Raw genomic sequence first — 11,049 nt, 5'->3', positions numbered from 1 at the left:
ACCCTCCCCGCGGCCGTGGGCTGCGGCTTCGCCGGGAGTTGCCCCAGCCGGGTGGAGGGGCTCTGCGACTCCGTTGTCCCTCCCGTCCGACTGCTCGACGGGGCCGCCATGACGGCATCCCACACCGTGCACTGCCATCTCGACGCCGCTGATCTGCCTGTGCTCCCGCCACTGCCGGCGGCGGGCACCGGGGCGATGGCGGAGAAGGAGAATGTCTGATGTCGGAGAAACCGGAGAGGACCCCCTGCCATGACCGACGAGATTCCCGTCATCGACCTGGAAGTGGCCCTCGCCGAGGACGCGCCCGCGGACCTGCTGCGGCGCGTGCGCGCGGCGGCCGAGCGGATCGGCCTGATCCAGATTGTCAACCACGGCGTTCCGCTGGAGCTGATCGAGGACTTCCAGCGTCGGGTCGAGCGGATCCTGCGTCTGCCGCGGGCGGAGAAGGCGAAGCTGGCCAGCCCCACCGGACACCCCTTCCGGGGCTGGCGGCAGTGGCCTGACGACTTCGGCCGCCTGGAAATCGAACGGTACTCCGTGGGCCAGTTCGACAACCCGGCCGACGCTGCCGCGGCGGGTGTGTCGAAGCGGTGGCTCGGGCTCTACCAACACGCCAACGTCTGGCCGCCGCAGGACCCCGACCTGCGCGGGGTCACCGTCGCCTACGCCGAGGCGGCCGCGGCGCTGGCCCGGCGGGTGCTCGGCCTGTACGAGCGGCTGCTCGGACTACCCGCCGGCAGTTTCCCGCAGGACGAGCCGTACCACCTCAACCTGCTCGTCAACGACTACCCGACCTGGACCTACCCGGACACGGCCTCCGAGGAGGAGAAGCTTCTCCTGCTGGAGCACGCCGACGGCTCGGCGGTGACCGTCCTGCACCAGCACGGCGGGTACTCCGGGCTCCAGGCGCAACAGCCCGACGGCACCTGGATCCCGGTGCCCGTCGTGCCCGGGGCGTTGCAGGTGCTCTCCGGAACGATCCTCACCCGCTGGACCAACGGTCTGCTGCCGGCCGGCCGGCACCGGGTCGTGGCCGGCGGCAGCGCGACCCGGCAGTCGACCGGGATCTTCTACTATCCGAGTCTGGACACTGTGCTGGAACCGCTGCCGGCCTTCGTCGGGGAGGACGGCACCGACTTCGAACCCGTCGTGCTGGGCGAGATCGACGAGACCAACGTCGAGAACTACCTGAAGGTCTTCGGCCGGCCCGAGCAGGTGGCCGCGTGGCGGGAGTGCCGTCCGTTCGTCGCGGAGCTCGCCGAGACCTCCGCCGGCCCCTGACCTGGATCGGCCGCTGACCTCCGCTGGCCGCCGTCCCGCTGGATGCCGGCGACGACGGCCGCGACGGCCGCGGCATCCCGCCGGTAGTTCACGACCACGTGATATCCGCGCCGGGCGAGATCGGTGGCGATCGCCGCGCCGATTCCCCGTCCCGCACCCGTCACGACTACCGTCGGAATCCAACCGGCCATTTTATCCCTCTCATCCCATGCGTGTCATCTGATCGGTTCCCCAGGTGCCGTAGCCGCGTGCCGTAGTCGCGGCCCGGAGACGGGAACGAGGGGGCTCCAGGAGGCTGAGCACGAGCGGACATTCTCCTTGCGGTTTCGCAACGACTGCGTGTCGGTTATGGAAAGCACCGCCGCCGCGACCCCTCCCTGCGTGTGTCATCGGCTTGATGGCAGAGGCTCCCCAGGCGAGAGGACGTCGACATGATCCGCGGGCTGGCTCGTACCCGGGTCTGGAGCGCGAGGACGCGTGAGGGGAGGAGAGCTTTCCTGCTCGCGGTCGTAATCATTTTACTTTCCATGGCGACATCGTCGCCGGTCAGGGCGGCCGGCGGTCCCACCCGCGGCGAGGGCGTCGCGGTTCCCTTCGAGGGGTTCACGGATCGCAACGGAGGCCCGACATCGATCGGCGGTGCGGTCGGTGTGGACCTGGTGCTCGGGTCGACCAGCCGACCGTACCTTCCCTGCCAGAACTACGACCCGCGGACCCGTACGGGCGACGCCTTCGTCAACGCCTGCCAGGAGCGGGGAAGTTACACCACCTACTCCCGTTTCCCTCCCGGCGGAGGCCTGCTTTTCCCGGCCGGCTACTTCATGAGCAACACCCAGCCCGACCTGGTCCGGGGTGGTCTGCTGCGGACCGACTGGGGAGCGCGCACCGCCGGCCTGTCGTTCGAGTTCTACTCGGATCAGGCGCATGACGCCGAGGTTGTCCATTCGCGTTTCTACATCGACCGGTTCGACCATTGGGCACACGGCTGGACGTACTCCGTCGCCATCGGCCGCATCGCCCTCACCGCCCTCGGCGACCCCGGGACCGCTCGGATCAGCGGGCAACTGACCGACCGCGGCCGGCCGCCGGCACCGGGCCGGGTGCGGATCGTCATCTTCGGTGGCCACGCCCGTTCCTCCACCGGCTACCCGATCTCCTCCTTCGCCGTTCGCACCAGCACCGGGTCGTCCGACTAGAGTAGCGGATCGCTCTACGCCGGCCCTCAGCGCATCACCGTCACCGACACCGTGACGCATCGGGAATGCGTCCTGGAACGCACGCGCGTCCTCGGCCCGGACAACAGGATCGACCTCGACCTCTCCCGGCCGGGTTTCGGTCAGCCCGGCAGCACCTGCTCGCCCTGACCATCGGCTCGGCCTGACCATCCGTTCGGGTGTCGTCTACGCAGGGTTGTATGTCTATGACATAGCGTACCCATCTACCCGGGATTATTGTCGGTGTTGCACATAGAGTGACACCGTCGCTCCTGTTGAGAATTCGACGATGTCGGCTCAACGGCGTTTGGCCGAGGGCATATACGATTTCGCTACTACGTCATATGCGATCTTGTGCCGATACTTCGGCACTCTTGGCATGACGTAACCGCCGTATCAGGACTGCCGCATCAAGGAGGCCTCAGATCGACCGCCACGAGCTCATCGATCTCACTCGACGGGCGCTCAAAATCGCGATGGACAAGACAACCGACATGGTGCCCGCTGAGCGCCGCCAGCCAGCCCTGGCGTACACGGGCCAGGAACGCTTCGAGCGCGAGCGCGAGCTTGTCCTGCGCTCTCCGCAGCTTGTCGGCTACCGCTCTGAGCTGCCGGCACCCGGAAGCTACTGCACGAAGACCGTCATGGGCGTTCCCGTGCTTCTGACCCGGGGCGAGGACGGCACGGTCAGGGCTTTCCAGAACGTCTGCGCCCATCGCCAGGCGCCGGTCGCGGAGGGCTGTGGCGTGGCCGAACGGTTCGTCTGCCCGTATCACGCCTGGGTATATGACGCCCAGGGTGACTTCGTCGGCGGACCCGGCCGTGAAGGTTTCCCCTCGACGATGGCCGGGAAGCCCCGCCTCACGCAACTGCCCGCCGCGGAGCATTCCGGATTCCTGTGGGTCGGTCTCCAGCCGGACAGCGGTCCCCTGGACATCGACGCCCACCTGGGAGAGCTCGGCCCGGAACTCGCGTCCTGGGACATCGGTAGCTGGGCTTCGGTGGGCGAGAAGGTGCTCGACTTCCCGATCAACTGGAAGTTCGCGCTTGACACGTTCGCCGAGAACTATCACTTCGCCACGGTGCACCGGGACACGTTCGCGCTGATCACCAAGAGCAACTGCGCGCTGTTCGACTCCTTCGGCCCGCACTATCGGCTGGTCTTCCCGATGCGGCACATCACGGACCTCGCGGACAAGCCCGAGGAAGAATGGGAACCACTGCACAACCTCGTGGTGATCTACGCATTGTTCCCCAACATTGTCCTTTCGGTCACCGTCGTCAACGGCGAGGTGTTCCGGGTCTATCCCGGGAGCGGGCCGGGTCATTCGATCACCTACCACCAGAACGCGTCGCCGATGGATCTCACGGACGAGGCGACGCGAACCGCCGCGGACGAGATCTTCGAGTACGCGCACGCCACGGTGCGCGACGAGGACTACCGCATGGCGATCGACATCCAGAAGAACATGGCGTCGGGGGCGCGGCCTGAGCTCGTCTTCGGGCGCAACGAGCCGGGGCTGCACCATCGTCATGCGGTCATCGACGAGGCACTTGCCGCATTCGGCGGGTAGCGCCGGTCCGGACGGGCCCCGCGCCGGCCCCGGCGCGGGTGGGCCGGGGCCCGTGGATCCGTTCGAATTTGAGGCCGGGACGTCGTCTTCGGCGTCCAGTTCCTCCAGCAACGATCTGATCTCAGCTTGGCCGAGTCCGGCTGTCACACTCGCTCCAGCGTGCCGGAGGTGATGAAGACTCCGCGCTTACGGAAGGCCAAGGGCGACCCGACCAATCACCTGTCCCTCACGCTCGTCGAGGAGCTGGAGGCCACGCTGGAGGACTATCCCGGCGCCCTCGTCCTTGTCCCTCACCGAGCACGGCACGTCCCTCAACGAGGCCCTCCGCCCGCTGGGCGAGTGGGGGAAACGACGTTGCGAGCGCCTCGCCGCCGAGGACGCGCCCACATCCGCGTAAGAATTCGTAATGAAGTAATTAATGCAAGCCAATATGCGTCTTCGCAGGTCACGGGCTCGCGAGGACCCCGAAGTGAACAAGTTATTTCATTCCGAATCCTAACCCAGAAAGATTAACTTCTTAGCGTTTAGCGTTGTTTTGGTCGGAAGCCACGGATGGGTGTTCTCGGTGTGATCAGTCAGGGTAGAATCTCGACGTACCCGTCGGTGCCGTGCACGCGGATCCGCTGCCCATCGGGGATCAGTCGGGTGGCATCTACCACACCGACGACGGCCGGCAATCCGTACTCCCGTGCGATCACCGCGCCGTGAGTCATTAATCCTCCGACCTCCGTCACCAAGCCCGCGATGGCGACAAAGAGGGGCGTCCAGCTGGGGTCCGTGTGGGCCGTGACGAGGATGTCGCCCGGTTCGAGATCGGCCCGTGCCATGTCCAGGATGACGCGGGCCCGCCCTTCGATGGTCCCGGCGGAGACCGGTAGGCCGCTCAGCGCGCCGGCCGGCAAATCGTCGCGTCGGTACGCCCCGGCGATGACTTCGCCATCCGACGTGAGCACCCGGGGCGGCGTGAGCGATTGATACGACCTGAACGCGTCCTTGCGCCGGCCGATGAGCCGGTCATCCACGCGGTTCGTGCGCACGACGTCGTGGAGCTCCTGGAACGTGAGGTAGAAGATGTCCTCCTTCTCACGAAGTACGTGGGCCTGTACGAGGCGCTCGGCTTCTTCCAACAAGGCCTGCTTGCACACGAAGTAGCGGCTCTGACCATGCCGTACTTCGGATACTCCCGGTACCCGATGAAGGTCCGGACCCGGTCGATCATCCGCTTCGTCTCGTCGGCCTTGCGCTCCCCGTCCGGCAGGGCCCGCAATCGCTCCAGCAGCTCCTGCTCCTTCTTCCAGGCCTCCTGCCGGCCTTGCTCGAAGCGTCGTCGGCTCTCGCCCAGCTCGAAGTTCTTGATGTTGCCGAGGATCATGGGCACGAGCGTGGAGGGGCGTTCACGCCAACGCGGCCGCGTGATGTCGATCTCGCCGACGCAGCGCATGCCGTACTTGTCGAGCCAGGCCTCGACGGCGTCTCGCGCTTCCCGCCCGCCCGCGAGCTTGGGCAGCGCGTCCAGGAAACCCTCGTCCTCGACGTGCTGCAGAAACGCCACCACGCCCGGATGTGGGCGGATCACGTCAGCGACGTCGAGCAGCGCCAGCCCCATTTCCGACGTGACGTTGTGGGGCACGGACCGCGTGAGCGTGTCCGCCGCGTTTTTCTCGCCCAGCCACGCCTCCAGCCGCTCGTTGAGCCACCAGGTGGCCTCCATCGCCGACATGAACACCTGATGGCTCCGCGGATCGAACAAGATCCGCCTCAGCTCCTGGAGGTCCACCCGGATGAAGTCGAGCAGCGCCACTCCCGACTTCGTCCGGATGTCGCGTTCCGAGGCGGCGATGGAAGCCTCGCTGCGCCCGATCAACTCGGTGACGATGGCCGGATCGGTCTCGATCGGGGCTGGCGCGCCGCCGGACAGTGGCCCGGGGGGACCCTCGTCAGGCAGCGGCCGGATGAAGCCGTCGCGCTCGAGGATGGTCTGCAGCGCGTCCCCGGTCAGCGGATCGGATTTCCCCATGAGCTCCAGGAAGCCGGCGCGGCTCGTCGGCGAGACCAGCCTCTGGGTGACGTCGACGAACAGGCGGCCGCCGGGGCGCGGGGGTCGTCATCTGCCAGAAGGAGAGCCCCAGGGGCTTCATGGGGTCGGTCATCATCTGCTGATGGCCGACGGAGACATAGACGTGGTTCTCCCGGTCGCCGGACTCGGGGATGGGGAACAGCGTGGTGATCGGCCGGCTCTGGACGATCTGGAAGCCGTCGTCGACCAGGCACCATTCGATGTCCTGGGGGCGGCCGAAGTGCGCTTCGATCCGCCGGCCGAGCTGCACGAGCCGCACGACCTGCGCAGCCGTCAGCGTCGGCTGCTCCTGCCGCTCCAGGTCGATCGCCTGTTCCTGCGTCCCGCCCGCCGGCGAGGCGTGAACCGCACGCTGCTTGGCGCCGACCGCCTCGGCGATGACCTCGCCGTCGCGCACCTTGAAGACGTCCGGGTTCACCAGGCCGGAGACCAGGGCCTCACCGAGGCCAAAGCTGGCCTCCACGGAGGCGACCTTCCGGTTGGACGTGACGGGGTCGGCTGTGAACAGGACGCCAGCCGCATGAGGGAAGACCATCTGCTGCACGACCACCGCCATGTGGACCGTACGGTGGTCAACGCCGTTGCGCTGGCGGTAGGTCACGGCCCGCTCGGTGAACAGCGAGGCCCAGCACCGGCTGACGTGCCGGAGGATCGCCGCCGCGAGATCGCCCGGGATGGCGATCCCTTCGATGGTCCGGCGAATCTCCGCGCTGAGCGTGCGGATCGCCTCCCGGTCATCCGGCTTCAGGCGCGACAGCTGCTCGAGCCGACCCTCAATCGACGGCACTTCCGCCATGATCCGCCGGAAGGCGTCCGTCGTCACGCAAAAGCCAGCCGGCACGCGGATGCCTTCGATCCGCGACAGCGCCCCCAGGTGCGCACCCTTGCCGCCAACGACCGCGACCTGCATCTCGTCAACCTCTTGAAGACCCAACACGTACTGCTCGCTCATCGCGATACCTCCGGGGCAGCCGTGCTCTCTTCCACTGCACTGGCCGATCGAATCACCGGCACCTCCAGCTCTGTCGAACCTCGTGTTGGGCACGTCCTCATCTCTCGTTGCCTTCCCTCGTCACCGCGTCCCCCATAGGTCGACAACAACACACGCACGTCGTGCCCCCAGGTCTTCGCCCGTTCCTGGTCCGGCCGACGATTCTGCAGCGCGACCCGGGAAGCCCTAGCCCTCGGCTTCGCAGATATCTCCAGGCGATCGCCGCCGTTGAAGTCAAAGCGTCCGCAGCCCCTTCGTGTGCCGACGCACGACACCTTGAATGGCTTCAGGCGGAGATCGGTGCGCGGTTCACTACATCGTGACAAAAATGTAGCGATTGATCGCGACGCAACCGCGACTGCGATTACGCCCCACCCCAAGCCGCATTTGCAGGTGGTGGGTGCCTTCAGACGCCGACGGTGGCCGCCGCGATCGGCACGGCGAAGGCTCGGCACCAGATCAGCACGGTCGTGGGCGTGTCGATGTCGACGTCGGCGGCCACCGGGTAGTTCTGGTCGCCGAGGTTCCCCCTCAGCCTGTCGAGCCGGGTGCTGCCGGCCGGGTCGGTCTTGTCGGCCCCGGGCACCAGGTGCACCTGATAGTCGGGCCCGGGTTCGACGTCGAGGTCTTCGAACCGGACGAGGTGTGAGCCGTCCGCGAGCCGGATGAGTCGCGCGGTCCCGGTCGCGTCGTGGTCGATGCCGACCAGCTGCGCCCGCCCCAGCTCGACGACATCCGCCCCGGCCGCCGGTTGCGTCGGGGCCGGCGGCCGGGGCGGCGTCTGCCCGGGTGCCGGCCCCGCCTGCGGGGCGGCGCCGGGCGGGGACGGTCGGGTCGACAGGACCGCGGTGACGTCGGCGGGTAACTCCTCCTCGACGGTCACGTTTCGGAACGCGGGCAGGACTGTGACGACGAACGCGAGCAGCACCGGCACGGCCTGTGCTGCCCCGGTGAGCACCGGTCCCCTCCCCAGTCTGGGCAGCAGGAAGCCGAGGCCGGCGACCGCCGCCATGATGACGAGCGTGAAGGCGACGCTGCGCGGGCTGGCGAACGCCGATCGGATGACACCGGGCTTCCAGGCCGCGAAGACCAGCCCGCCGAGTGCGGCGACCACGGGTACCAGCAGGGAGCTGCGCGGGTAGCCCAGCAACGTGGGCGTCGATCCTGATTTACGTCCCGACCTGTGCTCCGGACGGCGAGGCGTAGATGTGCTCATGGACATACCATCCTCGCCGACCGCGCATCGTTACACGGCGGCCGGCGATGTCGCGCAGGATCCCGTGGGCCGCCGACGGGGCCACGACCTACGACGGAAGGCTGATGGCCCGATCAGGAGGGTGGGGACTGGCAGAGTGGGCTGATGGACATGGGGGAGCCGGTCGCGTGGGCGCCGGGGATGTCGCTGCTGCCCGACGTCAGTCCGGCGGCGTGGGTAGCGGCAGCCCTGGCCGCTACCACGTCAGCCGCAACGGTCGCGGCGATGGTGCCGCCCGTCTTCGCGGCCTATGCCCGGGTGCTGCCGCCGACTTACGACCGTGAGGGTGTGGGACGGCGACACCGGTGGTCCGAGATCGCCGCATGCCGAGGCGTGGCGCTGACGGCCGAGACCCGGTTCGACGACCTCGTCGCCGGTTCCGACCATTGGGGGCGACCCTCTGACGGAGGCTTGGACGCGCGGGAGACGGCGGCTCTCGCGAGGGTCCTGTCCAGCTTCACCGACACGCCGGACCAGGCGTACTTCTGCCTCTGGGAGAGTTTCGGCCTCGCTGAGACGCGCGCCTGGGAGGACCGGCCGATGCGTGTGCGGACAGCTAACCGGGCGTACCACCTGCTCACCGGGCCGGTGAGCGCCGCCCCGATGTTGCCGGCGCCGGTGGAGTGGAGGTGCGCGAGTCTGTGGTGGCCCTACGATCGGGCCTGGCTTGTCGCCACCGAGATCGACGGCTACTCCACCTACATCGGTGCCAGCCACGCCGCGATCGACGCGGTCCTCGCCGATCCCGCGATCGACGCCGTTGCCGCGCGTCCCGCGACCCCGCTCGATCCCAGCTACGGCTGACGTTCACCCACCTCCTCAACTCGGCGGCCCGAAGCGGCGTCATGCGGGCAGCCGGACGTCCTGTCATCAGCAGATGAGCGCGTTGGTTAGTCTTGCGCGAGGTCTGTCTGCGATTCGCCGTCGGTCCGCGCGAGCACTTTCTGCTGGTGGCTTCGGTGGGTGGTCCGGCGGGCGCGCTGGTTGCCTGCATCGCCTGGAGCGGACTCGGGCCGCCCTCGCTCGTTTCGACAACGTCAGCCGGTCGACGGCTCCCCGAGCCGGACCAGGTTGAGTCGGTAGGAGCGCACCTGCGGGTCCTCATGCCTGGCCGGCATCGCTGCGGATACCTCGGATGGCAGCCGGTCGAGTACGGCCCGTGGGGCTTCGGGCAGGGTCCGGGATTCGAGGATCTCCAGCCCGGGCACCTGGCGTTCCAGGTCGGCCGGGTTTTCGCAGAACCAGCGGGCGCGGGCGTCGACCTTGCTCAGCGCGTCATGCTGTTCCTGGTTCTGCCGCATCCACTCGCCCCAGCTGTCGAAGGCGGCGAGGCTGCCGGGAAACCGGCCCGCGACCTGGGCAAGCACGTTGTGGACGTCGTGCTCGTCGAGGAACCCGAGCACGGCCTCGGCCACGAACATCCATGGCCCCGGGCCGGTGTCCGCGGCGACCTCGAGCCAGTCGTCGTCGAGGACGGACCCGGCCAGGTGCCGGCGGCGGGTGCCGTCGCTGAAGAAGCGGCGGCGCAGCGCCATCGCGTCAGGAAGATCCAGCTCCAGCCACCGGCCGCGACCGCGAGCGACGCCCGCCCGTACAGCGGGATCAGCAACGTCTCCGCGACGGCTCCCAGCTCGGCGGCGACGCCCGGGCCGGCCGGCGTCTTCCATGGGCCAGTCATGTGCCACCATCTCCCACTATTGAAGACGGTTCTCATGATTGCCAGGGATGCTGGTCGTCAGGAGTGACGACCGGTCGGCCGCCACCATCGCCCGGGCCACGGCGAAGGTCGTCGACGACCAGAAACCGCAGAGCACCGTGAGTGACGAGCGGGCCTCGGTGTGGGCAGCTGCGGTGCGGCCCGGAGCCGGTGGTCGCGAACGCATCACAGTCCTCTCGTTGATGAAAACGGTTGTCATTATAGACAGAGGGCCTGCGTGGAGACGAACAGGGGCTGGCCGAGGACGAGCCTGGACCGGGTCGTCGCCGTCGCCCCGTCGGTGCACGAGGCGTGGGTGGACGCCGGGTTCAAGACCACGGTCATCGAGCACGGGGCGGGGCTGGGGATCGTCAGGGAAGAACTCCGCCAGGAAGCCGTCCTTGTCGTAGTTGTGAACCGCGTCCTAGTTGTGAACCGCGCTCACTGGTCATACTCTTTGAGACAGACGGCGTAGCGGGCTTCGGCCAGCGGTATCGCGTGCCGGTACCAGGCGGACCACTAGTCGGGGTAGGGCACCTCGGCGCGCGCCTTCTGGAGTGCGGCGGCCCACCAGGCAAGCTGGTTGAACAATGTCTTGGCGTAGCCGGGAGCGTCGGGATCAGCTGGCCGACCAGCATCCCAGTTCACGAAATAGTTCGGGAATGCCAGCCCGTCGCGAATGGTCACCGCGTGCAGCTCGGTGAGGACGTTCTCCAGGTGCAGGACTGCGTGTCGACCGCCCGCCGCGCCGCCGTAGCTGACAAAAGCGACCGGCTTCGCGGTCCACTGGGTGAAGTGCCAGTTGATGGCAGCCTTCAGTGACGCCGGGTAACTATGGTTGTATTCGGGGGTTACTAGGGCCTGTTTGGGAAGTATGTCCCGAGGCTGGCCGTGGATCTGATGGTGATTTTCGGATTGCATGATCCGTTGTGTGGTGCGGGGTGACCTGACGAACGAGCGG

9 protein-coding genes and 3 pseudogenes are annotated in these 11,049 nt (G+C 67.8%); 7 read left to right on the top strand and 5 right to left on the bottom strand.

Features of this window, described 5'->3' with window-relative positions; translation table 11 throughout:
* Both ACY5KJ_RS12385 and ACY5KJ_RS12380 read left to right on the top strand, forming a co-directional pair.
* Nucleotides 1-219: pseudogene (locus ACY5KJ_RS12385) on the top strand (hypothetical protein); the annotation flags it as partial.
* 30 nt (nucleotides 220-249) lie between these two features.
* Nucleotides 250-1,281, top strand: coding sequence for a 2-oxoglutarate and iron-dependent oxygenase domain-containing protein (locus ACY5KJ_RS12380; RefSeq protein WP_462203402.1), 1,032 nt, complete (start codon nucleotides 250-252; stop codon nucleotides 1,279-1,281).
* Here the strand turns inward: ACY5KJ_RS12380 and ACY5KJ_RS12375 are convergent.
* A complete protein-coding gene (locus ACY5KJ_RS12375; protein ID WP_462187484.1) occupies nucleotides 1,185-1,472 on the bottom strand; it encodes an SDR family NAD(P)-dependent oxidoreductase in 288 nt (95 codons plus the stop codon). The two genes, ACY5KJ_RS12380 and ACY5KJ_RS12375, sit on opposite strands and share 97 nt — an antisense overlap.
* Before the next feature lie 240 nt (nucleotides 1,473-1,712).
* Between ACY5KJ_RS12375 and ACY5KJ_RS12370 the strand changes: the two genes are divergently transcribed.
* The 3 genes and pseudogenes from ACY5KJ_RS12370 to ACY5KJ_RS12360 form a co-directional block, all read left to right on the top strand.
* Nucleotides 1,713-2,477, top strand: a complete 765-nt coding sequence (locus tag ACY5KJ_RS12370) for a hypothetical protein (protein ID WP_462187483.1) — start codon at nucleotides 1,713-1,715, stop codon at nucleotides 2,475-2,477.
* A gap of 443 nt (nucleotides 2,478-2,920) precedes the next feature.
* Nucleotides 2,921-4,069: an aromatic ring-hydroxylating oxygenase subunit alpha gene (locus tag ACY5KJ_RS12365; RefSeq protein ID WP_462187489.1), complete on the top strand. Its 1,149-nt coding sequence runs from the start codon at nucleotides 2,921-2,923 to the stop codon at nucleotides 4,067-4,069.
* Nucleotides 4,070-4,273: 204 nt separating this feature from the next.
* Nucleotides 4,274-4,372 (top strand): annotated as a pseudogene (locus ACY5KJ_RS12360) (ATP-binding cassette domain-containing protein); the annotation flags it as partial.
* A 272-nt stretch (nucleotides 4,373-4,644) separates the two neighbouring features.
* On the opposite strand, the pseudogene rph reads toward ACY5KJ_RS12360, so the two are convergent.
* Nucleotides 4,645-7,098, bottom strand: a pseudogene (gene rph, locus ACY5KJ_RS12355) (rifamycin-inactivating phosphotransferase).
* 445 nt (nucleotides 7,099-7,543) lie between these two features.
* A complete protein-coding gene (locus ACY5KJ_RS12350) occupies nucleotides 7,544-8,287 on the bottom strand; it encodes a DM13 domain-containing protein (protein WP_462203401.1) in 744 nt (247 codons plus the stop codon).
* 210 nt (nucleotides 8,288-8,497) lie between these two features.
* Between ACY5KJ_RS12350 and ACY5KJ_RS12345 the strand changes: the two genes are divergently transcribed.
* On the top strand, nucleotides 8,498-9,196 hold the full coding sequence (locus ACY5KJ_RS12345; protein WP_462187481.1) for a hypothetical protein: 699 nt from the start codon (nucleotides 8,498-8,500) through the stop codon (nucleotides 9,194-9,196).
* 233 nt (nucleotides 9,197-9,429) lie between these two features.
* Here the strand turns inward: ACY5KJ_RS12345 and ACY5KJ_RS12340 are convergent, their stop codons facing one another.
* Nucleotides 9,430-9,927, bottom strand: coding sequence for a hypothetical protein (locus tag ACY5KJ_RS12340; RefSeq protein WP_462187480.1), 498 nt, complete (start codon nucleotides 9,925-9,927; stop codon nucleotides 9,430-9,432).
* A gap of 399 nt (nucleotides 9,928-10,326) precedes the next feature.
* Here ACY5KJ_RS12340 and ACY5KJ_RS12335 point away from each other — a divergent pair, with 399 nt between their 5' ends.
* Entirely contained in the window at nucleotides 10,327-10,563 is a 237-nt protein-coding gene (locus tag ACY5KJ_RS12335) for a hypothetical protein (RefSeq protein ID WP_462187479.1), read from the top strand.
* Nucleotides 10,564-10,607: 44 nt separating this feature from the next.
* On the opposite strand, the gene ACY5KJ_RS12330 is transcribed toward ACY5KJ_RS12335, so the two are convergent.
* On the bottom strand, nucleotides 10,608-11,049 hold a 442-nt coding region (locus ACY5KJ_RS12330; protein WP_462203400.1), incomplete at its 5' end, for an NADPH-dependent FMN reductase.

The sequence above is a fragment of the Frankia sp. CcWB3 genome, from assembly GCF_977927595.1.
Note: the sequence above shows the minus strand (reverse complement) of the source record. Positions and strands in the feature narration are given on the sequence as shown.

What these genes read in the sequence shown, in the direction of transcription:
- ACY5KJ_RS12375 (WP_462187484.1), bottom strand. Translation starts at nt 1,472, where the DNA reads ATGGCCGGTTGGATTCCGACGGTAGTCGTGACGGGTGCGGGACGGGGA.
- ACY5KJ_RS12340 (WP_462187480.1), bottom strand. Translation starts at nt 9,927, where the DNA reads ATGGCGCTGCGCCGCCGCTTCTTCAGCGACGGCACCCGCCGCCGGCAC.
- ACY5KJ_RS12380 (WP_462203402.1), top strand. Translation starts at nt 250, where the DNA reads ATGACCGACGAGATTCCCGTCATCGACCTGGAAGTGGCCCTCGCCGAG.
- ACY5KJ_RS12345 (WP_462187481.1), top strand. Translation starts at nt 8,498, where the DNA reads ATGGACATGGGGGAGCCGGTCGCGTGGGCGCCGGGGATGTCGCTGCTG.
- ACY5KJ_RS12370 (WP_462187483.1), top strand. Translation starts at nt 1,713, where the DNA reads ATGATCCGCGGGCTGGCTCGTACCCGGGTCTGGAGCGCGAGGACGCGT.